This window comes from Bordetella genomosp. 5 (assembly GCF_002261475.1).
Lineage (GTDB): Bacteria > Pseudomonadota > Gammaproteobacteria > Burkholderiales > Burkholderiaceae_B > Bordetella.
The window spans coordinates 208085-230399 of the sequence record NZ_NEVN01000013.1 but is presented as its reverse complement, the minus strand read 5'-3'; the positions used below and the strand labels follow the sequence as shown (position 1 = coordinate 230399).

21 protein-coding genes are annotated in these 22315 nt (G+C 68.4%); 9 read left to right on the top strand and 12 right to left on the bottom strand.

Annotated features, from left to right (window positions below; all coding sequences use genetic code 11):
* Positions 1–12 precede the first annotated feature (12 nt).
* Positions 13–2916 carry an autotransporter domain-containing protein gene (locus CEK29_RS22025; protein ID WP_094859347.1) on the bottom strand — a complete coding sequence of 968 codons (2904 nt, stop codon included), beginning with the start codon at positions 2914–2916 and terminating at the stop codon, positions 13–15.
* Between the two features lie 134 nt (positions 2917–3050).
* The gene (locus tag CEK29_RS22020) at positions 3051–3611 is read right to left on the bottom strand and encodes a cob(I)yrinic acid a,c-diamide adenosyltransferase (RefSeq protein WP_094859346.1); all 561 of its coding nucleotides are present in this window, start codon (positions 3609–3611) and stop codon (positions 3051–3053) included.
* Positions 3612–3822: 211 nt separating this feature from the next.
* Here CEK29_RS22020 and CEK29_RS22015 point away from each other — a divergent pair, with 211 nt between their 5' ends.
* Complete coding sequence (locus tag CEK29_RS22015; protein ID WP_094797926.1) at positions 3823–4128, top strand: copper-binding protein; 306 nt, start codon at positions 3823–3825, stop codon at positions 4126–4128.
* 156 nt (positions 4129–4284) lie between these two features.
* Here CEK29_RS22015 and hslU read toward each other — a convergent pair whose 3' ends face one another.
* The 5 genes from hslU to CEK29_RS21990 form a co-directional block, all read right to left on the bottom strand.
* Entirely contained in the window at positions 4285–5619 is a 1335-nt protein-coding gene (gene hslU / locus CEK29_RS22010; RefSeq protein WP_094859345.1) for an ATP-dependent protease ATPase subunit HslU, read from the bottom strand.
* 30 nt (positions 5620–5649) lie between these two features.
* On the bottom strand, positions 5650–6189 hold the full coding sequence (hslV, locus tag CEK29_RS22005; protein WP_094797924.1) for an ATP-dependent protease subunit HslV: 540 nt from the start codon (positions 6187–6189) through the stop codon (positions 5650–5652).
* Positions 6190–6377: 188 nt separating this feature from the next.
* Positions 6378–6842 carry an RNA polymerase-binding protein DksA gene (gene dksA, locus CEK29_RS22000; RefSeq protein ID WP_094797923.1) on the bottom strand — a complete coding sequence of 155 codons (465 nt, stop codon included), beginning with the start codon at positions 6840–6842 and terminating at the stop codon, positions 6378–6380.
* A 137-nt stretch (positions 6843–6979) separates the two neighbouring features.
* Positions 6980–8086 carry a CobW family GTP-binding protein gene (locus CEK29_RS21995; protein WP_094859344.1) on the bottom strand — a complete coding sequence of 369 codons (1107 nt, stop codon included), beginning with the start codon at positions 8084–8086 and terminating at the stop codon, positions 6980–6982.
* A gap of 373 nt (positions 8087–8459) precedes the next feature.
* On the bottom strand, positions 8460–8966 hold the full coding sequence (locus tag CEK29_RS21990) for a Fur family transcriptional regulator (RefSeq protein ID WP_094797921.1): 507 nt from the start codon (positions 8964–8966) through the stop codon (positions 8460–8462).
* 260 nt (positions 8967–9226) lie between these two features.
* On the opposite strand from CEK29_RS21990, the gene CEK29_RS23985 reads away from it, so the two are divergent.
* From CEK29_RS23985 to CEK29_RS21955, 7 genes are all read left to right on the top strand, one after another.
* Positions 9227–9367, top strand: a complete 141-nt coding sequence (locus CEK29_RS23985; protein WP_170948352.1) for a hypothetical protein — start codon at positions 9227–9229, stop codon at positions 9365–9367.
* Positions 9364–10065 (top strand): metal ABC transporter ATP-binding protein, encoded by a 702-nt coding sequence (locus CEK29_RS21980; protein ID WP_094859343.1) that lies wholly within the window; start codon positions 9364–9366, stop codon positions 10063–10065. The genes CEK29_RS23985 and CEK29_RS21980 overlap by 4 nt, the downstream gene beginning before the upstream one ends.
* Entirely contained in the window at positions 10062–10964 is a 903-nt protein-coding gene (locus CEK29_RS21975; protein ID WP_094797918.1) for a metal ABC transporter permease, read from the top strand. Before CEK29_RS21980 ends, CEK29_RS21975 begins: the two co-directional genes overlap by 4 nt.
* Positions 10961–12070 (top strand): metal ABC transporter substrate-binding protein, encoded by a 1110-nt coding sequence (locus tag CEK29_RS21970; RefSeq protein ID WP_094859342.1) that lies wholly within the window; start codon positions 10961–10963, stop codon positions 12068–12070. Before CEK29_RS21975 ends, CEK29_RS21970 begins: the two co-directional genes overlap by 4 nt.
* 62 nt (positions 12071–12132) lie before the next feature.
* Positions 12133–12717: a DUF1007 family protein gene (locus CEK29_RS21965; protein WP_249278939.1), complete on the top strand. Its 585-nt coding sequence runs from the start codon at positions 12133–12135 to the stop codon at positions 12715–12717.
* Complete coding sequence (locus tag CEK29_RS21960) at positions 12708–13838, top strand: nickel/cobalt transporter (protein WP_094859340.1); 1131 nt, start codon at positions 12708–12710, stop codon at positions 13836–13838. The genes CEK29_RS21965 and CEK29_RS21960 overlap by 10 nt, the downstream gene beginning before the upstream one ends.
* Before the next feature lie 294 nt (positions 13839–14132).
* Positions 14133–16196: a TonB-dependent receptor domain-containing protein gene (locus CEK29_RS21955; RefSeq protein WP_255176235.1), complete on the top strand. Its 2064-nt coding sequence runs from the start codon at positions 14133–14135 to the stop codon at positions 16194–16196.
* 174 nt (positions 16197–16370) lie between these two features.
* On the opposite strand, the gene xerC is transcribed toward CEK29_RS21955, so the two are convergent.
* The 5 genes from xerC to CEK29_RS21930 are packed head-to-tail and all read right to left on the bottom strand — an operon-like array spanning position 16371 to position 20886.
* A complete protein-coding gene (gene xerC, locus CEK29_RS21950; RefSeq protein ID WP_094859338.1) occupies positions 16371–17345 on the bottom strand; it encodes a tyrosine recombinase XerC in 975 nt (324 codons plus the stop codon).
* A 20-nt stretch (positions 17346–17365) separates the two neighbouring features.
* Positions 17366–18046 carry a DUF484 family protein gene (locus tag CEK29_RS21945; RefSeq protein WP_094797912.1) on the bottom strand — a complete coding sequence of 227 codons (681 nt, stop codon included), beginning with the start codon at positions 18044–18046 and terminating at the stop codon, positions 17366–17368.
* 33 nt (positions 18047–18079) lie between these two features.
* A complete protein-coding gene (gene dapF / locus CEK29_RS21940) occupies positions 18080–19009 on the bottom strand; it encodes a diaminopimelate epimerase (RefSeq protein WP_094859337.1) in 930 nt (309 codons plus the stop codon).
* Positions 19010–19030: 21 nt separating this feature from the next.
* Entirely contained in the window at positions 19031–19921 is an 891-nt protein-coding gene (locus tag CEK29_RS21935) for a lysophospholipid acyltransferase family protein (RefSeq protein WP_094859336.1), read from the bottom strand.
* Positions 19918–20886: a lysophospholipid acyltransferase family protein gene (locus CEK29_RS21930; RefSeq protein WP_440588339.1), complete on the bottom strand. Its 969-nt coding sequence runs from the start codon at positions 20884–20886 to the stop codon at positions 19918–19920. Before CEK29_RS21930 ends, CEK29_RS21935 begins: the two co-directional genes overlap by 4 nt.
* 196 nt (positions 20887–21082) lie before the next feature.
* Here CEK29_RS21930 and metK point away from each other — a divergent pair, with 196 nt between their 5' ends.
* Positions 21083–22246, top strand: coding sequence for a methionine adenosyltransferase (metK, locus tag CEK29_RS21925; RefSeq protein WP_094797908.1), 1164 nt, complete (start codon positions 21083–21085; stop codon positions 22244–22246).
* Positions 22247–22315: the final 69 nt, after the last annotated feature.

The window sequence follows — 22315 nt, the reverse complement described above, 5'->3', positions numbered from 1 at the left end:
GTAGCGCCGGGCTCAGTCGTAGCGGTAGCGCATGCGGGCCGAGAGCACGTGATTCGCGACGCCGCCCGCGCTGGCCTGCACGTCGTAATGCACGAACCACGACAGCCGTTCATCGAGCCCGCTGGCCGCGCCCACGCCGGCCCAGCCGCTGTGGCGTCGTAGTCCGATGCCCTGGACCCGGAACGTGGCGTCCGGCGCGCCCGTGAAGGCGGCCGTGAAATCGAGGCGTTCGGCGTTGGCATAGCGATAGGCCGCATAAGCCGAAAACACAGTATCGCGTCCGGCCCAGCTGCCGGGCTTCCATCTGAAACGCATGCCGCTCGCGGCCCCCGCCTGCGCGTGCGTCGCGGCGGCGGCCTTCAGACCGAACGCATGGCCGCTTTCGTCGACGCGCCCGCGTCGCAGACGATCGTAGGAGACGCCGACGAAGGGCGTCAGGCGGTCGTCGTCATCTGCGAAGGTATAGCCGAGCTCGGCGTAGGCGCTCGCCATCCGATCCTGGCGCGCGGTGGCCACGCGCCGCGCATCGCCGGCCAGAATCTCGCGCCTGACGTCGGCGCGCAGCCAGTCGTAACCCACGCGGCCCGCGAGGTACGGGCCGGTGTCGTCGCCCTGGCGGCCGTATAGCGACACGCCCTGACCACGGCTGGTGGCGCCGCCGCCATGGCGATCGAAGCGTGCGTTGGCGTCGGACCAGGTGAAGGCGCCGCCGAGCACGGTGCTCGGGCCGACGCGCTGATCCGCGCCCGCCTGTGCGGCGAACAGGCGCGTGTCCGCGCGGGCGAATCCCGATTGGGCCAGCGTGCCGGCGGCGCCGGTGAGGTTCAGCCAGGCACCCGGCCCGGCCATGGCCGACGCCAGACTGTCCAGACGGTGCGTCAGCGCGCGGTCGACGGTTTGCGACTGCTGGAAGGCGAGGGCCTGGGACGAGGCGAAGATCTGTCCGCTCACGCTGTCGAGCGTGTTGCCCAGTGCGGTGCGCGAAGCCACGGATTGCAGCTTGGCCGCGGCGGCGACGAAGGCGTCCGACGCGCTGCTCGCCGCGCCCTGGACCTTCGCGTCGGCCGCCCGGAAGGCCGTCTCGACGGCGTGTCCGGCGGACTGGCGGGTAGCGTCGGCGCCGAAGAAATCCTGTGCCGCGTGCGCGACGTTGCGCCGCTGGGTGTCGAGTTCCACCTGGGTGGCCGAGTAGCGGGCGCTGACGTCGTACAGCAGGCCGTTCTCGGCCGTGACCCTGCTGAACGTGCCCTCGAGCCTGCCAGCCCGAAGGACGGTTTCGCGCGACCTGACCACGTATCTGCCCTCGGGCTTGAGGACCTGCAACGTGGAACCGGCCAGCGTGGCCGTTCTGCCGACCGTGATGATGCTGCCGAGCTGCACGGCGGTGGTCGACGTGTCCTGGGCCGTGTAGTCGCCCGTGATGTGCAGGCCGGTGCCGCGGGCCTCGGTGCGCCCGCCGTTGTTGACCGAGGCATTCACCACGCCGCCCTTGGCGAGCAGCGTGCCGGCGGCGCCGACGTTCACGTCGCCGGCTAGACTGCCGGAGAGCCCGAGCGTGCCGCCCAGCACGTTCGTGGCGCCCGCGTACGTGTTGCTGCCCGTGAGGATCAGGGTGCCGGTGCCGAGCTTGTCGAGGCCGGCATTGCCCGCGATGTCGTTGTAGAAGGTGGACTGCACGGCATCGAAGTTGGCCACGAAGTTGCCGCCGAGCGTGAGCCCGGTGTCGAACCGGGCCGGCCCGCGCACCGCGCGCTCGGGATTCACGCGTCCCCAGCCGTACAGCGCGCGATTGCCGAGGTCGTCAGCGGTGGACAGGATGGTCTGGCGCAGCGCGCTGTTGTCCATCCAGGGGTAGGCCTGCGAGACCAGGCCGGCCACGGCCGTGACGACCGGGGCCGCGAACGAGGTGCCGCGCAGGTTGTTGGGGGCCTGCGCGCCGAGGCACCAGTTGGCCGCGACGCCGCAGGCATTGGACCAGGGCGAGAGCGTGTTGTCGGCCTGCAGCTGCACGACGGCGAGCCAGCCGCGCTCGAGCGTAGGGTCGACGGCGGGCGCGCCGGCCATCAGATAAGGATTGTCCTGCGTTTCGTTGCCGGCGGCCCAGATCAGCAGCATGCCGTTGGTGAGGACAGCCGTGCGCAGCGGCGGAAACAGCGTGGTCACCATGAGCGAGTCGGGCCGCGTTTGATCGCCATCGGGCAGCAGGAAGGCAGGGTCGGACGGCAGTGACCAGGAGTTGTTCACGATCCTCACGTTGCGCGCGGCGAACGCGCCCAGCCGGTTGCTCAGCATGGCCTCGGTCACGATGGCGCCCGCGTTGGCCTGGTACAGGCTGAAGCCGTGGGCGAGCCCCTGAGGAAAGCCGTCGCCGATGTCCCGACCGCCGATCACCCGGCTGACGATCGCGCCGTGCGAGCCGAGCTCGGCGTCTTCGGGCGCGATGATCTCCTGCAAGGCGGCGGCCACGGCGGCGGGGTGGTCGAGGATACCGTCGCCGTTGAAGCCGCCGTCGAGGACGCCGATGCGTACGCCTTGGGCATTGAAGTTGGCCGCGGTCGGGGCGGGCGCCGCGAGGGGATCTCCCGCGTTGTTCGGCGCCTCCTCGGCCGGCGCGCTGGAGGTCGGAACGCTGGGGGTGGGCGCGGTGTTCGTGCTGGCGGCGCTGTCGGTGCCTCCTGCGCTGCCGGTGCCTCCTCCTCCGGTGCTTCCGGTTGTGCCTGCCGTGCCTCCGGCCGTGCCTCCCGTCGCGCCTCCGGTCGCGCCACCGGTCGTGGCTCCGCCGCCTGCGCCACCACCGCCGCTACCACCCCCGCCGCTTCCTCCGCCTCCACCACCGCAGGCCGACAGGATCAGAACGATGAGAAACGCACTCGCCCGGCGAGCGCCGGCGCGGGAAAGAGCCTGGATAGGAGACATCGTGTGCTGGCTTCAGGAAAGCGCGGATCGCGCGGACGGAAGCCGTAGTGATGCACACGGTGAGGGGCAACACTCTCACAAAAACAAATGACGACGACGCGGGGCAGGCCCTGGCCGGGCCCGCCGCGTGGATGTCAGGGCTGCACGCGCGAATTGCGGCTGGTCCAGCACACGTCGGGCAGGCCCTTTTCCTGATTGACGTACCGCGCCAGCACGAACATCAGGTCGGAGGCGCGATTGAGGTACTGGCGCAGCGGCGCGTTGACCGAAGCCTGGCGGGCCAGCGCGATGACGGCACGCTCGGCGCGGCGCGCGCTGGTGCGCACCAGGTGGGCGAGGGCGGCGGCGCGGCTGCCGCCGGGCAGTATGAATTCGCGCAAGGGCGGCAGATTGGCGTTGTAGTGCGCCAGCCGCGCGTCCAGGAACGCCACCTGCTCAGGAGCCACCGCGACGTGGCCCGGAATGCATAGCTCGGCGCCCATGTCGAAGAGATCGTGCTGCATCGTCAGCAGGTCGGTCGCGACATCCGCGGGCAGTTCTTCGCAGAGCAGCAGCCCGAGCGTGCTGTTGAACTCGTCGACATCGCCCATGGCGATGACCCGCGCATCGTCTTTCGGCGTGCGCGTGCCGTCGCCCAGGCCGGTGGTGCCATCGTCTCCGGTGCGGGTGGCAATGACGGACAAGCGGTTGGCCATGACGAATCCTTGCAGAATGAAATCCGGGCCGCTATTTTAGTGCGCCGGGCACCCGGGCACCGGGCACCGGGCGCCGGGCGCCGGGAGACGCGGTGCGGTACGGTATAAATATGGTCAGACTTGTTGCGTTTGCACAGGGTCGGAGCCGCTGCATAAACGCTATGCTGTGTAGGTGGGTGCGCCACGGCGCACCGCTGTTTTGGAGGTACAGATGGGCTTTTCCCGCAAACTCGGTTCGACGTTCGCCATGACCACGGCCATGGCCGTGGTGAGCCTGGCCACGCCCATGGCGTTCGCCCAGCAGGCCAGCGCCAGCGGCGAAGTCCGGCGCATCGACCCGGCTGCCGGCACGGTGACGATCAAGCACGATGCGATCGCCGCGCTCGACCTGCCCGCCATGACCCTGGTGTATCAGGCCGAGCCCAAGCTGCTCGCCGATATCAAGGCCGGCGACAAAGTGTCGTTCACCGCCACCCGCAAGGATGGGCGGTACATCGTCACGGCGATTTCCAAATAATCCTGGCGCACGGCGTTTGACGCACGCGGCGTGACGCACGACGCGTTGGCCTGCGGCGCCTGACGCGCGACCCTTCATGCACAAGGCCCGGCAATGCCGGGCCTTGTCGTTGGTGCTGCGGGCCCGCGCGGGGCCCGCTGATGTCGCGGCGTTGCGTTACAGCACGTAGCGCGCGAGATCCTGGCTGCTGGCGGTTTCGGCCAGCTGGGCATCCACGTAGGCGCCGTCGATCTTTACGGCCTGACCGCTGCTGGCGGTGGCGTCGAAGGACAGCTCGTCGAGCAGCTTCTCCATCACCGTGTACAGACGGCGCGCGCCGATGTTCTCGGTGCGCTCGTTGACCGAGAAGGCCAGCTCCGCGAGCCGCTTGATGCCTTCGTCGGTGAAGTCGAGCGTCACGCCTTCGGTCTCGAGCAGGGCGGTGTACTGCTTGACCAGCGACGCGTCGGTCTCGGACAGGATGCGCACGAAATCGTCGGCCGACAGCGAGTCGAGCTCGACGCGGATCGGGAAGCGGCCCTGCAGTTCGGGGATCAGATCCGACGGACGTGCCAGGTGGAACGCGCCCGACGCGATGAACAGGATGTGATCGGTCCGCACCATGCCGTAGCGCGTGTTCACCGTGGTGCCTTCGACCAGCGGCAGCAGGTCGCGCTGCACGCCCTGGCGCGAGACTTCGGCGCCGCCGGATTCCTGGCGCGCGGCGATCTTGTCGATCTCATCGAGGAACACGATGCCATTCTGCTCGACGTTGGCGATCGCGGCCGTCTTGATGTCGTCTTCGTTGACGCGCTTGGCCGCTTCTTCCTCGGTGATGAGCTTGAGGGCTTCCTTGATCTTGATCTTCTTGGGCTTGGTCTTGTCGCGGGCCATGCCGGCGAACATGCCGCGCAGCTGCTCGGCCATCTCTTCCATGCCCGGCGGGGTCATCACGTCGAGCTGCGGCGCGGCCTGGGCGATCTCGATCTCGATCTCGGTGTCGTCGAGCAGGCCCTCGCGCAGGCGCTTGCGGAAGGTCTGGCGCGTGGTGCTGTCTTCGCCGCGCTCGGGCGTGCCCATGGCGTTGCGGGGCGGCGGCACGAGCACATCGATAATGCGGTCTTCGGCGGCGTCTTCGGCATGCGAGCGCACGCGGCGCATCTCGATCTCACGCGTCTGCTTGATCGAGTATTCGGTCAGGTCGCGGATGATGGTGTCGACGTCGCGGCCCACATAACCCACCTCGGTGAACTTGGTGGCTTCGATCTTGATGAAGGGCGCGTTGGCCAGCTTGGCCAGACGGCGCGCGATCTCGGTCTTGCCCACGCCGGTGGGGCCGATCATCAGGATGTTTTTGGGATGGATCTCGTGGCGCAGCGGCTCGGCGACCTGCTGGCGGCGCCAGCGGTTGCGCAGCGCCACGGCAACCGCACGCTTGGCGCGGTTCTGGCCGATGATGTATTTGTCGAGTTCGGAGACGATCTCTCCGGGGGTCATGTTCGATGCGGACATGGCGGTCGGGTCCTTCCGGGCGCGGGGGCGTCAGCCGCCCAGCGTCTCGATCACGTGATTCTGGTTGGTATAGATGCACAGGTCGCCGGCAATCTCCAGCGACTGTTTGACGATGACTTCCGGCGCGAGTTCGGTGTTGCGCAGCAGCGCGAGCGCGGCCGATTGCGCATAGGCGCCGCCGGATCCGATGGCGGCCAGACCGTGTTCGGGCTCGAGTACGTCGCCGTTGCCGGTGAGCACCAGCGTGTGCTCGACGTCGGCCACGATGAGCATGGCTTCGAGACGGCGCAGCACGCGGTCGGTGCGCCAGTCGCGCGTGAGCTCGACGGCGGCGCGCATCAGGTGGCCCTGGTGTTTTTCGAGCTTGGCCTCGAAGCGCTCCTGGAGCGTGAAGGCATCGGCGGTGGCACCGGCAAAACCGGCCAGCACTTTGTCGTGGTACAGGCGGCGGATCTTGCGCGCGGTGCCTTTGATGACGATGTTGCCCAGCGTGACCTGACCATCGCCGCCCAGCGCGACGTGATTGCCCCGGCGGACGCAGACGATGGTAGTGGCGTGAAATTGTTCCATGCGTTCCTTCCTTTGAAGGTCTTAGCTGGGGATGGTCGGCGCGATTTCAAGACAACTGTCGAGTGCCATCGCCCTGGCGAGGCCCGCCGCGATCCGCGGCCTGCGCGGGCGCTTCCCAAAAGACAAAGGGCCATGCTGGAGAACCAGCATAGCCCTGTGTGGCGTAAAAAACTGTGACGATCGGAGGATCAGTCGCCGTACAGCTTCTGGCGCATCTCGCGGCGTTCCTGGGCTTCGAGCGACAGGGTGGCCGTGGGGCGCGCGAGCAGACGCGGCACGCCGATCGGCTCGCCGGTTTCTTCGCACCAGCCGTATTCGCCGCTGTCGATGCGGGCGATGGCCTGCTGCACCTTCTTGAGCAGCTTGCGCTCGCGATCGCGGGTGCGCAGCTCGAGCGCGTGCTCTTCTTCGATCGTGGCGCGGTCGGCCGGATCGGGTACGAACTGCGTTTCGCGCAGGTGCTCGGTGGTCTCGCCGGCGTTGGCCAGGATGTCCTGTTCGAGTTGTTTGAGCCGCTCTTTGAAGAACGCCAGCTGGCGGTCGTTCATGTAGTCGGCTTCGGACATGGCCAGCAAATCCTGTTCGCTGGGCAGATCAGTCGTCGCCTCGTTCGTCGACTTGCTTGCTTTTTTGGTTGCTGCCTTCGTAGCCATGAAAACACTCCACTATGAATCGATCCAGATCCCGCCTTCCGGCGCATTCCGGCTGGCCGTATAACCTTGATGTACGTGCGCCAGGGATCCTCGCAGTACGGTTCTACTGGGTTGCTTTATTGTGCGGCGGGCTTGTTTCAGCCCACCAGGCACTGCTCAAGACCGCGGGTGAAAATCTCCTGCGGCAGTTTGCGGCCAATGAAGACCATTTTCGTCGAGGGCTTCTCCGAAGAGGTCCAGGGCTTGCCGGGCTCGGCGCCCATCATCATGTGCACACCCTGGAACAACATGCGGCGGTTGATGCCCTTCATGTACAGGATGCCCTTGTAGCGCATCAGGTCGGGGCCATACACCTGCACCACGCCGCCCAGGAATTCTTCGAGGCGGGCCGGATCGAACGGCTTGTTCGAGCGGAACACGAACGCGCCGATGTCGTCGTTGTGCTTGTGATGATGGTGATGATGGCCATGATCGCAGTGTGCGCCGCAGTCGTGGTCATGGTCGTGACCGTGATCGTGGCCATGGCCATGATCGTGGTCGTGCTCGTGTTTGGCGTCGGGGTGCTCGTCGGCCAGGAACTCCGGATCGATGTCGAGGATGGAGTTCAGGTTGAAACCGCTGATGTCGATGATCGACTTCAGGTCGGCTTCGCCGAAGTGCACCGGGGTGATCGGCGCGCGCGGGTTGATCTGCACCAGGCGGGCGCGCAGCGCTTCGTAGTCGACATCGTTGACCAGGTCTTTCTTGGAGACCAGGATGCGGTCGGCGAAACCGACCTGCTTCTGGGCCTCTTCCTGGGCGTCGAGGGTGGCCATGCCGTGCTTGGCATCGACCACGGTGATGACGGCGTCGAGACGGTAGTACTCGGCGATCTCGTCATCCATGAAGAACGTCTGGCACACCGGGCCGGGGTTGGCCATGCCGGTGGTCTCGATGATCACGCGCTCGAAGGTCAGCTCGCCGGCTTCGCGCTTGGTGCGCAGATCGGCCAGCGTGCGCATCAGGTCGCCCCGCACCGTGCAGCAGATGCAGCCGTTGGACAGCTCGATGATTTCTTCGTTGCTGTCCTGCACCAGCAGGTCGTTGTCGATGCTTTCCGGCCCGAATTCGTTTTCGATGACGGCCAGGCGCTTGCCGTGGTATTCGGTCAGGATGCGCTTGAGCAGGGTGGTCTTGCCTGCACCGAGGAAGCCGGTGAGGATGGTGACGGGAACCATTTTGTCCAAACTGCGCGGGGTGTTCATGGCGGTGCTAGAGGCTAGGTTCGGGCCGCGCATGGCCAGATCGTGGGGCGGGCCGGCGGGCGCCGCGGGTGTCTGAGAGCGGATCTCGGAGACTTGCGGGCCGGCGGGCTTGCCGTCACTTTGCTGTGTCCTTCGCAGGACGCGGCAGCGCGGCTCGATATTGGGGCTGCAAGGGGTCGCATACGCGACCGGACGCAGGATTACAGCACAGTCGGCAGTCACGGGCAAACCCGTGGCAACCCTGGGCCGGGATGGGTGCAGATGATGCCCCGTAAGCAGCCAGGTATCGGTTGATCCGGTCAAATGGGGGCAAATCTGGCCAATTCAAGAGCCAGAGGCAGCACGTTTCGTGCCTGGGCGCGCGCGGGGCGCCTCAGTGGTGGTGATGGGCGTGTGCCGCGCCGGCCTTGGCCGGGTCTTTCTGGCACTGCGGGCACAGCGCGCGGATCTCGGTTTCGTGCGTGGCCAGCGCGAAGCCGGTCTGGGCCACGCGCTCGGCCAGCTGGCGGCTCATGGCGGGGTCGCTGACCTCGGCCACGGCGCCACAGCCCGTGCAGACCACCAGCAGGTCGTGCGGCGCGCCGGCCGCGTCGTGACAGGCGGTCCAGGCATTGACGGCGTCGAGCCGGTGGATCAGGCCCTCTTCCATCAGGAAGTCCAGCGCGCGATACACGGTGGGGGGCGCCGCGCCGGGATGCACGGCGCGCATCGCCTCCAGCAGCTCATAGGCCTTCAGGCTGCGGCCTTCGCGCAGGAGCAACTCCAGCACTTTGCGGCGGATCGGGGTGAGCCGCCGTCCGCGCTCGGCGCACAGCGTGTCGGCCAGGCGCAGTTGCTCGCTGACGTGATCGGCGCGGGAGGTACGGGAAGTGGCGGACATGGCGTTCTGTGGTGAACCGGGCCGCGATTGAAAAGAGAGCGCAAGGGCGGACCGGAATGACGCGAAGGTAGCAGAAAACGCAGGGCTTCGCGCCAAAGACCCGTTTGGCAAGTCGTATTGTTATGATATAACATAATATTTGGTGCGCCGGTCCACCGGCACGGCGCGCACTTTTTGCGCGGCGCCCCGGCGCCGCGTTTTTCCTTGTTCCCGCGTGGCCCTTGCTGGCAGCGCCCATCTGTCCGCTGCGCCGGTCCGCCATGTCGTCTTCTCCCCCTCCCGTCCGTCCTGCCTTTTCCCTGCTGCGCCAACCGGCCTGGCGGCGCCTGCTCGGCGCCGCCGTCGCGGTGGCGCTGATCTGGCTGCTGATCGCCTGGGCGATGGGCCCGGGGGCGGCATGACGACGGCGGATGCGTTGCTCACGCTGGACCGCGCCGATTTCGGCTGGGCCGGCGAGGCCGTGGTGCGTGGCGTCAGTGGCGGCTTCACGCGCGGCTCGATGACGGCCGTGCTCGGCCCGAACGGCGTGGGCAAGTCCACGCTGATGAAGGGCCTGGCCGGCGCGCTCGCGCCGCTCTCGGGGTCGCTCGACCGGCCCGCGGCGCGCGCCGTGGCGCAGGCCTGGCTGCCGCAGCGCGCCGAACTGGATCTCGGTTTTCCGATCGACGTTCATGAGCTGGTCGCGATGGGCGCGTGGTGCCGCACGGGCGCCTGGCGCGGCATGGACGCGACCGAGCGGCGGCGCGTGGCCGAGGCGTTGCAGCGCACCGGCATCGAGAGCCTGGCGGGCCGCCGCCTCGATACGCTGTCGGGCGGGCAGCTGCAGCGCGCCCTGTTCGCGCGCCTGCTGGTGCAGGATGCGCAGTTGCTGCTGCTCGACGAACCGTTCGCCGCGGTCGACCGCGAGACCGTGCATTCGCTCTGCGGGCTGCTGCGCGAGCTGCATGCCGAGGGGCGCACGGTGATCGCCGTGCTGCACGACCGTGCGGTGGCCCGGCGCTATTTCGATCAGACGCTGCTGCTCGGGCGCGAGGAAGGGGTGGGGCGGGTGCAGGCCTGGGCGCCGACCGTCGTGGCCCTCGACGCGGAGGCGCCATGACGCTGTGGGCATCCGTCGTGCACGCGCTGGCCGATCCCTTCGTGCAGTTCGGCTTCATGCGCCGCGCCCTGGCCGGCGCGCTGGCCCTGGCGGCGGGCGCCGCGCCGGTGGGCGTGTTTCTGGTGCTGCGCCGCATGAGCCTCATGGGCGATGCGATGTCGCACGCGATCCTGCCGGGCGTCGCGGCGGGCTATCTGCTCGCCGGCCTGTCGGTGAGCGCGATGATGGCGGGCGGCATCCTTACCGGTCTTGCGGTGGCGCTGCTCTCGGGGCTGGTCACCCGGCTCACGCCGCTGCGTGAAGACGCCAGCTTCGCCGCCTTCTATCTCATTTCGCTGGCACTGGGCGTGATCCTGGTGTCGCTGCGCGGGTCCAGTACCGACCTGATGCACGTGCTGTTCGGCACGGTGCTGGGCATGAACGACGACGCGCTCTATATGGCGGCCGGCGTGGCGTCGGTCACGTTGCTGGCCCTGGCACTGGTCTATCGCCCGCTCGTCTACGAATGCTTCGACCCCGGCTTCCTGCGCATGCAGGGCCGTGCCGGCGCCTGGGCGCACGGCGTGTTTCTGACCTTGGTGGTGCTCAATCTCGTCGGCGGCTTTCAGGTGCTGGGCACGCTGATGGTGGTGGGGCTGATGATGCTGCCCGCCGCGAGCGCGCGGTTCTGGGCCCGCAGCGTGGGCGGCCAGATCGCGCTGGCCACGGCGCTGGCGATGGCCTCGTGCGTCGTCGGTCTGTTGCTGTCGTTTCACTTCGATCTACCGGCCTCGCCCGCCATCATCCTGGCCGCCGGGGTCATCTATCTGGGCTCGGTGGCCATCGGGCCGCTGGGTGGCATATGGCTGGGGCTGCGTCATCGCCGCCGCGGCACGCGAATCACGGGAGAGATGCAATGAACAAGAACGCACGCCGCGCAACGGGCGCGGCCTGGGCATGGGCAGGACGACGCAGTGCCGCGCTGGCGCTCGCCGCGGGCGCCGCGTTGTGGGGGGCGGGCGCCGCCGCCCAGACCGTGCCGGTGGTCGCCAGTTTTTCGATCCTGGGCGACATGGTGCGCGAAGTGGGCGGCGACAACGTGTCGGTGACCACGCTCGTCGGGCCCGATGGCGATGCGCACACCTATGAGCCGACGCCGGGCAATGCGCGCGAACTGGCGCGGGCCCGGCTGCTGGTGGTCAATGGCATCGACTTCGAAACCTGGCTGCCGCGCCTGACGCAGGCGGCGGGCTTCAAGGGCCAGACCGTGGTGGCCGCCGAGGGCGTGAAGGTGCGCCGCTTCGAGGGGGGCGACGAGCACGACGGCGATCACGATCACGATCATGACGACCACGACCACGACCACGATCATGATCACAAGCACGACCACGACCACGACCACGATCACAAGCACGACCACGATCATGGCGCCAAGGCCGGCGCCGACAAGCACGAGCACAAGCATGACGATGCGCACAAGCACGGCGCGCATCATCACGTGCTGGACCCGCATGCCTGGCAGGATCTGCGCAATGCGGTGATCTACGTGCGCAACATTGAGCGCGGCCTGGCGGCCGTGGATCCTGCCCATGCGCAGGCCTACCGTCAGCGTGCCGACGCCTACGTCGCGCGTATCGAAGCCCTCGACGCCAAGACGCGCGCAACACTCGGCGCCATCGATCCGGCGCGCCGCAAGATTGTTTCTTCGCACGACGCGTTCGGCTATTTTGGCGACGCTTATGGCGTGACCTTCATCCCGGTCGAAGGCCTGTCGACGCAGTCCGAACCCTCGGCCGCCGACGTCGCGCGCATCATCGCCCAAGTGCGCAAGGAACAGGTGCCCGCGCTGTTTGTCGAAAACATCTCCAGCCCGCGCCTGGTCGAGCAGATCGCGCGCGAAACGGGCGCCAAGGTGGGTGGTACGCTCTATTCCGATGCGTTGTCCCAGCCGGGGCAGCCGGGCGCTACCTATCTCGGGATGTTTGAATGGAACGTGGATCAACTCGCCGCGGCGTTGCGGCGCTGAGCGCTGCCGGGGCGGCGGCCCTCCTCATGATGACCGCCGCGCCGGCGCAGGCGCATCCGCACATGTGGATCGACGCCCGCGCCACCGTGGTGTTCGATGCGCAGGGCCGGCTGGCGGCCGTGCGCGAACACTGGCAGTTCGATGAAATGTTCGGCACCTACGCCACGCAGGGGCTCAAGAAGCAGGCCGATGGCAGCTTCTCGCCCGAGATCCTGCGTGGCATGGCCGACGACTGGATGAAGGCACTGGGCGAACCAATCTCGCACTACTTCACGCGCGTGACGGTGCGCGAGGCCATGCAGACCTACGGCCCGCCGCGCGATGCGCGGGTCACGTGGGAGAAGGGCCGTCTGGCGTTGTCGTTCGAGCTGCCGCTCGCGACGCCGGCCAAGGTCGGCCCCGACGGGGTGCAGATCGACATCTACGATCCGACCTACTTCGTGGCCTACGCCTTCGACGCGCCCGGCGCCATCACGATGGCGCAGGCGCCGGCCGGCTGCAAGCAGCGCTACCAGAAGCCGCGCGAACTCGACTGGCAGACCATGCAGCAACTGGCGGCGATCCCCGCCGACCCGGAGGCCTTGCCCGATGAGCTCTACGCCATCACCAAGGGCCTCACCCATCGTATCGAGGTGACATGCTCGTAAGGCAGGATTCCCGCGCGCGTCTCTGGCGCGCGGTGTTGTGGTTGTGCGGATCGGTACTGGCGCTGGGCCTGGCGCAGGCTGCGTGGGCTCAGTCCCATCCTTTCGGCGTTCCCGAGTCCGGCGGCGCCGGCCCGGGCTGGATGTCCGGGGTCTTCGGCCAGATCGCGGCGTGGCAATCCCACTTCTATCGGCAGCTGACCGGCGCGGTGCGCGCCTGGCAGGCCGACGGCACGGCAGCCTGGCTGCTGCTCGGCCTGTCCTTCGCCTATGGGGTCTTTCATGCGCTCGGGCCCGGGCACGGCAAGGCCGTGATCGCGGCCTATGTGGTGGCGAACCGGCAGACGGCGCGCAATGGCGCGATCCTCGCCCTGGTGTCGGCGCTGTTGCAGGCACTGGTCGCCATCGTCATGGTGGCGGTGCTGGGCTGGGTGCTGAGCGTGACCGCCGCCGGCATGAACCGCGCCACGGCCTGGCTCGAGATGGTCTCGTATGGCCTCATCGTGGCGCTGGGACTGTGGCTGGTGTGGCGCAAGGCGGTGCGCCCGCTGTTGCCGGCGCGCGCCGCGAGCCATGCGCATGGCGCTCATGGCGGTGATGTCCATCACGCCGGTCATGATCATGAGCATGCGCACGCACATGAGCATGGGCACCGGCACGGACATGCGGACCAGCCGATGCCTGTGCAGCCGCATGGTCACGCGCATGCACATGCGCACGAGCACGCCCACTCCCATCACGACGATTGTGGTTGCGGTCACGCGCATGTGGCGCCCGCCGACGCCGTTTCCGGCAAGCTGGATCTGCGCCGTGCGACGGCGGCGATCGCGGCGGTGGGCTTGCGCCCGTGCAGCGGCGCGCTGATCGTGCTGGTGTTCGCGCTGGCGCAGGGCTTTTTTATCGCCGGTGTGGCGGCCGCCCTGGCCATGGGCGTTGGCACCGGCCTGACCGTGGCCGTGCTCACGATGCTGGCGGCCTGGGCCCGCGCGGGCGCGGTGCGGTTGGGTGCCCGGCTCTCGTCGCCGGCCGCCGCAAGGCTGCGTTATCTGATCGACGCACTGGCCGCCGTCTTCGTGCTGGCCGTCGGCATCCTGCTGCTGGGCGGACAGCTTGCGCTGAATTGAGCGCCGCCCGCATTCGATTCTGAGTGTCTACCGGCCATGCGCGATCGCGCGTGAGGCCTTGAAAAGCGGTGCCGGGAGCGATCCCGCGCCGCTTTTTTGCTGCGCATGGCTTGCGTTGGAAAAAGAATGTTATATCATTCCGGCCTTGTTGAAACTATATAACATCCAGGGAGCAGGGCGATGCGAGGCCACAAGCCGGGCAAATCGAGAGGAATGGGGCAGGCGCGCAGCGTGAAGCGCGTGCCGGGTGCGACGGCATTGGCGGGCGGCGCGCTACGCCGGCCGCACGTGCCGATGCTGGCCATGGCGCTGTGGGCGGCCGCGCCGCTGGCCCAGGCCCAGGCCCAGGCACAGGCACAGGCACAGGCACAGGCACAGGCGCCTGTGCGCGAGCTCGCGCCGGTGACGGTCTCGGCCGATCCGCTCGGCGGCGAGGCCGACCGCGCCACCCGTCCCGTGACCGTGCTCCAGGGCGACGACCTGCTGCTGCGCCGAGGCGCCACGCTGGGCGAGACGCTGGCCAACGAGCCCGGCGTGCATGCCGATACGTTCGGCGCCGGCGCATCGCGACCCGTGATCCGGGGCCAGACCTCGCCGCGCGTGAAGGTCTTGAGCGATGGCTCCGAGCTGATGGACGCCTCGACCATTTCGCCCGACCACGCGGTCACCACCGAGCCGCTCCTGGCCGAACGCATCGAAGTGCTGCGTGGCCCGGCCGCGCTCTTGTATGGCGGCGGCGCGATCGGCGGCGTGGTCAACGTGATCGACCGCAAGATTCCCACGGCCGTGCCCGATCGCGGCGTCGAGGCCGAGCTCGAACTGCGCGGCTCGACCGGCACGCGTGAACGCGCGGGTGCCGTGGGCATCACCGCCGGCGCGGGCGAATTCGCCGTCCGCGTCGAGGGCCTGAAGCGCCGTTCCGACGACTACCGCGTGCCGAACTGGAGCAGCAACAAGCTCGAAGGCTCGTATGCGGAATCGGCACAGGGCTCGGTGGGCATGGCGTGGATCACGCCGCGCGGCTACGTGGGCGTTTCGTTCACGCACCTGGAGAGCGAGTACGGCCTGCCGGGGCACAACCACGAATACGAAGGTTGCCATCCGCACGGCACGCATCTGCATTGCGGCGGTCACGACGATCACGACCACGACGAGGACGGACACGATCACGACCATGACCATGACCACGATCATGGCGCCGCGCCGTACGTGAAACTGCGCAGCGACCGCGTCGACCTGCGCGCCGAGTATCGGGATCCGTTCGCCGGATTCGAACTGATCCGCCTGCGTGGCGGCCTGACCGACTATCGCCACGACGAGATCGAAGGCGGCGAGGTGGGCACCACCTTCAAGAACCGGGCGCACGACATGCGGCTCGAGCTCACGCACAAGCCGCTGTTCGGCTGGCGCGGGGTCTTCGGCGCGCAACACGCCTACAGCGATTTCCGCGCCGATGGCGAAGAAGCCTTCCTGCCGCGCAGCAAGACCAATACGCTGGGCCTGTTCCTGCTCGAGGAATACCGCCTGGGCGAAAGCTGGCGCTTCGAACTCGGTGCGCGCCAGGATTGGCAGCGCATCCGCCCGACCGGCGACGCGCCCCGCAACAGCCAGAGCGGCACCTCGTATTCCGCCGCCGCCGTGTGGGACTTCGCGCCGCAGTACTCGGCCACGCTGTCGTTCTCGCGTTCGCAGCGTCTGCCCAACGCGCAGGAGCTGTATGCCGATGGCGTGCACCTGGCAACCAACACCTACGAAATCGGTGATGCCGGCCTGGGCCGCGAAACCTCGCGCAATATCGACTTCACGTTGCGCAAGCATTCGGGCGACCTGACCGCGCGCGCCAGCGTGTTCCACAACCGCGTCAGCAACTACATCTACGCCAACACGCTGGATCAGTTCGAAGATTTCCGTCTGATCCAGTACACCCAGCGCGATGCGACGTTCGCGGGTATCGAAGGCGAGCTGCGCTATCAGTTCACGCCGGTGTACTCGGCCGGTGTGTTCGGCGATTACGTGCGCGGCAAGCTGACGGGCGGCGACGGCGACCTGCCGCGCATCCCGGCCGCGCGTCTGGGCGTGCGGGCCGATGCGCGCTGGCAGCGTTGGGGCGCGGGCGTGGAGTACGCGCACGTGTTCCGCCAGAACGATATCGCGGCCTATGAGAGCGAGACGCCGGGCTACGACCTGGTGAACGCCACGCTGAGCTATCGCGGTGCGATGGGCCCGACCAGCTACGAGGTGTACCTGCGCGGCAACAACCTGCTCAACAAGCTGGCGTACAACCACGCGTCGTTCATCTCGCGCGTGGCGCCCCTGCCGGGCCGCACGGTGATGCTCGGGGTGCGTCTGACGTATTGATGGAAGGAAGGCGGCGAGGCCTGGCCGGCCGCGCCTCGCCAGCCGCGCCTGGCCGGCCGCGCCTGGCCGGCTGCACCTGGCTGGCCGCACCTCGACGGCCGCGCCTAGCCGGCCGCACCTCGCCGGCCGCACCTGGCCGGCTGCACGTCGACGGGCGACCCGCCGGGGAAAGCTTCAGCGTTTGCGCGTGGCGCGCGGATGCGCCTGGTCGTAGGCGCGCGCCAGGTGCTGGAAGTCGAGCCGGGTGTAGACCTGGGTCGTGGAGATGTTGGCGTGGCCCAGCATCTCCTGCACCGCGCGCAGATCCTGTGCGGACTGCAGCACGTGGCTGGCGAAGCTGTGGCGCAGCACATGCGGATGCACGTGCGAGGGCAGGCCGGCGGCGAGCGCCTGCGCGGCCAGCTGCGCCTGCACCACGCGCGGCGAGATGCGTGCGCCGCGTGCGCCGACGAATAGCGCGGCGGCATCCGCTTCGGTGGGGTCGCGCGCGAGCTGATCGCGCACGGCCAGCCATTGCGCGAGCGCGGTGCGGGCCGAGGCGCCCACCGGCACGCTGCGGCGTTTGCCGCCTTTGCCCAGCACGATCACTTCGCCTTCGGCCAGATCGAGCCAGCCGCGTGACTCATGCTGCGCCGATTTGCGGTATTCGAAATCCAGGCCCACCAGCTCCGACAGCCGCAGCCCGCTCGAATAAAACAGCTCGAACATCGCGTGGTCGCGCTTGCCGGCGGGATCGGTGGCCAGGCGCGCGGGGGCGTGGTCTAGCAGCGCCTGGGCGTGTTCGACGGACAGGGCCTTGGGCAGGGCGCGGGGCGCCTTGGGCGCGCGCACGCCCGAGACCGGATTGCCGGCCAGACCCGCCGTTGGTGCCCACCACTGATAGAAGCCGCGCCAGGCGGCCAGCGTGCGTGCCAGGCTGCGCGGCCCCAGGCCCTGGGCATGCAGGCGGGCGACGAACTGGCGGATGTGGCCGTTCGCCACGCCTTCGGGCGTCACGCGTGCCGCGGCGAGCAGCTGCACCAGACGGCGCAGCTCGTGCCGGTAACCCGACAGCGTGTGGTCGGAATAACGGCGCTGGGTCTGCAGATGCGTCAGCCAGGCCTGCATCGGCTCGGTGAGCGCGATCGTGTCGTCGGCGGGCGCGGTCATGGGGGCGCCTGTGACGGGGCTCAGGCGCGCGGGGTGCGCGCGAGCCGCTGGGCGGCCGCCGAAGCGAGCCGGCCGATGGTTTCGAGAAAGGCCGTGCCCATCTCCGGCGTGAACCGGGCCGGATCGTCGGAGCCCAGCACCAGCAGACCGAAGGCGTCGGCATCGGGCGTGGCGCGCAGCGCCACCAGGGCCAGCGAGCGCGGTTTGCCGTCGAGCCACGAGGCCGCCTCGAACTCGGTGTCGTTGCCGCAATACGGCGTCTTGAGACTGTCGGCGAAGGCGCGCACGTCTTCGGAGACCGGCGCGCCGTAGCCGTCGGCCGGGATCGCGGTGAGGTTCCAGAGACGCAGGGCGGCGTGGTCGAGGTCGAACTGCTCGGCCAGGCCGAGGGCGATCTCGCCCGGCACGTGCGCGGCCTGGTCTTCGGCGAGCAGCCGCGCGCACCACGAGGTGATGCGCGCGCTGATGGATTCGTTGTCGCCGGCGTTGCCGATGAGTTCGTTCAGGCGCCATTCGAGCGTGCGCGTGCGTTCGCGCAGCGTCAGGATCTGGCGTTCGGCCAGCGAGATCGCGCGGTTGCCGTGCGGGCTCGGGATCTGCAGCGTGGAGAACACCTCGGCGTGCGCTTCGAAGAAGCCGGGGTTCTGTTGCAGGAAGTCGGCGATCTCTTGGGCGGAGTAGGCGGGAGCGGTAGTGGACATGACTCGGGGATTAGCGGACGCGACGGCGCGCCGTCAGCGGCTCAGGGCCATGGAGAAGACCAGCGCATCGATGTCGACCTGGCCGTTGAAGACCGACGTGGCCGGCCCGGTGAGGCGCAGGTGCTGGCCGTCGAAGTTGATGGTCAGCACGCCGCCGTGCGTCTGCACGCGCACGGGCGAATCCAGCAGGCCGCGGCGCACGCCGGCGGCGACCGCCGCGCAGGCGCCGGTGCCGCAGGCCAGGGTTTCGCCTGCGCCGCGCTCGTAGACGCGCAGCCGGATGTTGTGCGGGTCGATGATCTGCATGAAGCCGACGTTGACCCGGCGGGCAAAGCGCGGATGCGATTCGAGCATCGGGCCGATCACCTCGACCGGGGCCGTCTCGGTGTCTTCGACGATCTGGACCACATGCGGATTGGAAATCGCGATGGCCGAGAGCTCGACACTGCGCGGCAGGGCGGCTTGCGCCCAGCCCGGCGCCGCGTCGAGCGGGAATTCGTAGAGCGTGTCGTGGGCCTGCTGGCGCGACGCCAGACCGGTGGTGTCGAACGGCAGCGCTTCGGGCTCGAAGCGGGTGGTGCCCATGTCGACCGTGACCTGCTGATCGCTGGACTCGTCGAGCACCAGGATGGCGCCGCCCATGATCTCGGCGCGCAGCGGATTTTTGTCGGACAGACCCTGCTCGTGCACGAAGCGCACGAAGCAGCGCGCGCCGTTGCCGCAATGTTCGACTTCGCTGCCGTCGTTATTGAAGATGCGGTAGCGGAAGTCGGCGTCGGGGCGGGTCGAGCGCTCGACCAGCAGGATTTGGTCGGCGCCCACGCCGAAATGACGATCGCCGAGCGCGCGTGCGCGTTCGGGCGTCATGTCGATGGTTTGACGCACGCCGTCGAGCACGACGAAGTCGTTGCCGGCGCCGTGCATTTTGGTGAAGTTCCAGATCATCGGACGATTATCGCCCATTCCGACCGGCAAAAGCAGCGCTCAGTAGAACTTCGCCTCGCCCAGCGGCCGGGTCTTGAAACGGCGGTGCACCCAATAGTATTGGCTGGGGCAGCGGCGCACCCAGCCCTCGATCTCGCGGTTCAGCCGCGCGGTCGCGTCTTCGAGCGAGTCATCGCCGGGGAAATCGGCGAGCTCGGGCAGGACCTCGACGTGATACTTGCCGGTGGCCGGATCCCAGAAGTCCAGGATCGGCAGCACCGCGGCGTTCCATTTGCGCGCGAGCTGCGCGGTGGCGACCAGCGTGGCGGCCTGGACGCCGAAGAAGGGCACGAAGACCGAGCCGTTGCGGCCGAAATCCATGTCGGGCAGGTAATACACCGGCCGCGCTTCGCGGAAATGGCGAATCAGGTCGCGGATGCCGTCCTTGCGGGACACCAGAAACACCTCGTTGAAGCGGGCGCGGCCGGCGCGCACGATCGCGTCCACGTCGGGGTCGCTTTGCGGCGTGTACATGGTGGCGCCGCTGGGCACCTCCATGGTCAGGCGGGTGGCGGCGGCGTCGAGCCCGATGAAGTGGGGCGCCAGCAGGATCACCGGGCGGCCCGAGGCCGCCAGCGTGTTGATGCGATCGGCGCCGGTCTGCGTGACCATCTCGCGAATCGACTCGGGGCTGCCGTACCAGAGCACGCCGCGGTCGACGATGGACTGGCCGAGCGCGCGGAAGTGCTCGCGCACCCATTGCTCGCGCTGCTCGGAGGTGACATCGGGAAAGCAGAGATCGAGATTCTTGCGCACGATGCGAACGCGCGACTTGCCCAGCCGCAGCGCGAGCCAGCCCACGAACGCGCCGGCGCGCTGGCGGCTGGCCGGGCGCAGGCGCGCGAACCAGGTGAACAGCCCGGTGAGGGCGCGGGTCTTGAAGGTGCTCATTGCGTGGCGGTGGCCGGGGCGTCGGCCGGGGCCGGCGGCGCGCCGCGCGGCGTCTTGTAGCGGTTGTAGCCCCACAGATATTGCTGGGGGAAGCGGCGGATCAGCGTTTCCATGGACTGATTGAACAGCGCGGCCTGGGCGGCCGGATCCGCGGGCAGCGGCTCGGGCACGCGCACGTAGTGGATGCGCCAGCCGCGCCCGCCCGGCAGGCGCTCGCCGGCCGTGAGAATGACGGCCACGCCGGTCTGGCTCGCGAGCTTGCCCGGCAGCGTCATGGTGTACGCCATGCGGCCGAAGAATGGCGCCCAGACGCCGTCGCCCACGCCCGGCGCCTGGTCGGGCAGCATGCCGACCGACTCGCCGCGGCGCAGCGCGCGCACGAATTCGCGCACGCCTTGCATGGTGGCCGGGACGGCGTTGACGGCCGAGCTGTTGCGCGCGGTTTCGAGGAGCGGCGCCAGGATCTGCTTGCGCGGCGGGCGGAACATCACCGTCATGGGCATCTGGCGCGACAGATAACGCGCCGTGATCTCGAAGCAGCCCAGGTGCGGCGTGAGAAACAGAATGCCGCGGCCTTCGGCGCGCGCCTGGCTCACCACATCGTTGTCGTCCGAAATAACCTTGGCCAGGCTGTCTTCGTTGCGGAACCAGACCTTGGGCATTTCGACGATCATGGCGCCGATCTCGCCGGCGGCGCGGCGCGCGAAGGCGGGCGAGTCGTAGCCGGCCTGCGCGGCGTTGGCGCGCAGGCGCTGGCGGTATTTGCCGGGCCAGGCGTAGGCGAGGCGGCCCAGCACGCGGCCTCCCGCGTGCAGCACGGGCAGCGGCAGGGCGGCGATCAGGCGGAACAGGGCAATCAGCATGAGGAAAATACGGCGATAACGGACGGACGGCACGCGCGCGGGCGCCACGTCGCGGCGCCAGAACGAAGAACAGGGCCGGAACTCCCGCTGTCCTCTGAGCATAAACCCTGCATTTTCGCCTAAAATCGGCAGGTCGCCGAGTTAACCGACAACTTGCGGGGCGACGACATGGCTTGTGCCATGCCAAATCCGCTAAAGCGTCGCGCCCAGATGACCTCCCGCCAGGGAACCCGATCCGGGGCGCAACGCGCCTCGTTCAACCTGTGCACCGGCTTGGCCGGCTCTGAAGGACGCATCTGTGGCCAACAACGATTTTCTCTTCACTTCCGAATCCGTCTCCGAAGGTCACCCCGACAAGGTCGCTGACCAGATCTCCGACGCGATTCTGGACGCCATCTTCACCCAGGACCCCAACGCGCGTGTCGCCGCCGAAACGCTGTGCAACACCGGTCTCGTCGTCCTGGCCGGTGAAATCACCACGACCGCCAACGTCGACTACATCCAGGTCGCCCGCGACACGATCCGCCGCATCGGTTACGACAACACCGACTACGGCATCGACTACAAGGGTTGCGCGGTGCTGGTCGCCTACGACAAGCAATCGCCCGACATCGCCCAGGGCGTGGATCGCACCTCCGAGGACTACCTGAACCAGGGCGCTGGCGACCAGGGCCTGATGTTCGGCTACGCCTGCGACGAAACCCCCGACCTGATGCCCGCGCCGATCTGGTATTCGCACCGCCTGGTGCAGCGCCAGAGCGAGCTGCGCAAGGACGGCCGTCTGCCCTGGCTGCGCCCGGACGCCAAGTCGCAGGTCACGTTCCGCTATGTCGACGGCCGCCCGGTCGAAGTCGACACGGTCGTGCTCTCGACCCAGCACGCGCCCGAAATCACCCAGGAAGCCATCCGCGAAGCGGTGATCGAAGACATCATCAAGCCTTGCTTCCCCGAAGGCCTGATCACGCCGCAGACCAAGTTCCTGGTCAACCCGACCGGCCGCTTCGTCATCGGCGGCCCGCAAGGCGATTGCGGCCTGACCGGCCGCAAGATCATCGTCGACACCTACGGCGGCGCATGCCCCCACGGTGGTGGCGCCTTCTCGGGCAAGGATCCGTCCAAGGTCGACCGCTCGGCCGCCTACGCCGCCCGTTACGTGGCCAAGAACATCGTGGCCGCCGGCCTGGCGCGCCAGTGCCAGGTGCAGGTCAGCTACGCCATCGGCGTGGCCGAACCGATCAACATCACGGTCTACACCGAAGGCACGGGCGTCATCCCCGACGACCAGATCGCCAAGCTGGTGCGCGAGCACTTCGACCTGCGTCCGAAGGGCATCGTGAACATGCTGGATCTGCTGCGCCCGATCTACAGCAAGACCGCCGCCTACGGCCACTTCGGCCGCTCGGAGCCCGAGTTCACCTGGGAAGCCACCGACAAGGTGCAAGCCCTGAAGAAATCGGCCTGATTTCCGATTGGCGGAAAGCCCCGCGGCTCTTCGTGAGTCGCGGGGCTTTTTCGTTCTGATCGAGCGCGT

Excerpts from the sequence above, each read along its gene's own strand:
- CEK29_RS22025 (WP_094859347.1), bottom strand. The coding sequence starts at position 2,916 with ATGTCTCCTATCCAGGCTCTTTCCCGCGCCGGCGCTCGCCGGGCGAGT.
- CEK29_RS21980 (WP_094859343.1), top strand. The coding sequence starts at position 9,364 with ATGACGACGGCGGATGCGTTGCTCACGCTGGACCGCGCCGATTTCGGC.
- CEK29_RS21945 (WP_094797912.1), bottom strand. The coding sequence starts at position 18,046 with ATGTCCACTACCGCTCCCGCCTACTCCGCCCAAGAGATCGCCGACTTC.
- CEK29_RS22015 (WP_094797926.1), top strand. The coding sequence starts at position 3,823 with ATGGGCTTTTCCCGCAAACTCGGTTCGACGTTCGCCATGACCACGGCC.
- CEK29_RS21970 (WP_094859342.1), top strand. The coding sequence starts at position 10,961 with ATGAACAAGAACGCACGCCGCGCAACGGGCGCGGCCTGGGCATGGGCA.
- CEK29_RS23985 (WP_170948352.1), top strand. The coding sequence starts at position 9,227 with ATGTCGTCTTCTCCCCCTCCCGTCCGTCCTGCCTTTTCCCTGCTGCGC.
- hslV (WP_094797924.1), bottom strand. The coding sequence starts at position 6,189 with ATGGAACAATTTCACGCCACTACCATCGTCTGCGTCCGCCGGGGCAAT.
- CEK29_RS22020 (WP_094859346.1), bottom strand. The coding sequence starts at position 3,611 with ATGGCCAACCGCTTGTCCGTCATTGCCACCCGCACCGGAGACGATGGC.
- CEK29_RS21955 (WP_255176235.1), top strand. The coding sequence starts at position 14,133 with ATGCTGGCCATGGCGCTGTGGGCGGCCGCGCCGCTGGCCCAGGCCCAG.
- dapF (WP_094859337.1), bottom strand. The coding sequence starts at position 19,009 with ATGGGCGATAATCGTCCGATGATCTGGAACTTCACCAAAATGCACGGC.
- CEK29_RS21930 (WP_440588339.1), bottom strand. The coding sequence starts at position 20,886 with ATGCTCAGAGGACAGCGGGAGTTCCGGCCCTGTTCTTCGTTCTGGCGC.
- dksA (WP_094797923.1), bottom strand. The coding sequence starts at position 6,842 with ATGGCTACGAAGGCAGCAACCAAAAAAGCAAGCAAGTCGACGAACGAG.
- xerC (WP_094859338.1), bottom strand. The coding sequence starts at position 17,345 with ATGACCGCGCCCGCCGACGACACGATCGCGCTCACCGAGCCGATGCAG.
- hslU (WP_094859345.1), bottom strand. The coding sequence starts at position 5,619 with ATGTCCGCATCGAACATGACCCCCGGAGAGATCGTCTCCGAACTCGAC.
- CEK29_RS21990 (WP_094797921.1), bottom strand. The coding sequence starts at position 8,966 with ATGTCCGCCACTTCCCGTACCTCCCGCGCCGATCACGTCAGCGAGCAA.
- CEK29_RS21975 (WP_094797918.1), top strand. The coding sequence starts at position 10,062 with ATGACGCTGTGGGCATCCGTCGTGCACGCGCTGGCCGATCCCTTCGTG.
- CEK29_RS21965 (WP_249278939.1), top strand. The coding sequence starts at position 12,133 with ATGTGGATCGACGCCCGCGCCACCGTGGTGTTCGATGCGCAGGGCCGG.
- CEK29_RS21960 (WP_094859340.1), top strand. The coding sequence starts at position 12,708 with ATGCTCGTAAGGCAGGATTCCCGCGCGCGTCTCTGGCGCGCGGTGTTG.
- CEK29_RS21995 (WP_094859344.1), bottom strand. The coding sequence starts at position 8,086 with ATGAACACCCCGCGCAGTTTGGACAAAATGGTTCCCGTCACCATCCTC.
- CEK29_RS21935 (WP_094859336.1), bottom strand. The coding sequence starts at position 19,921 with ATGAGCACCTTCAAGACCCGCGCCCTCACCGGGCTGTTCACCTGGTTC.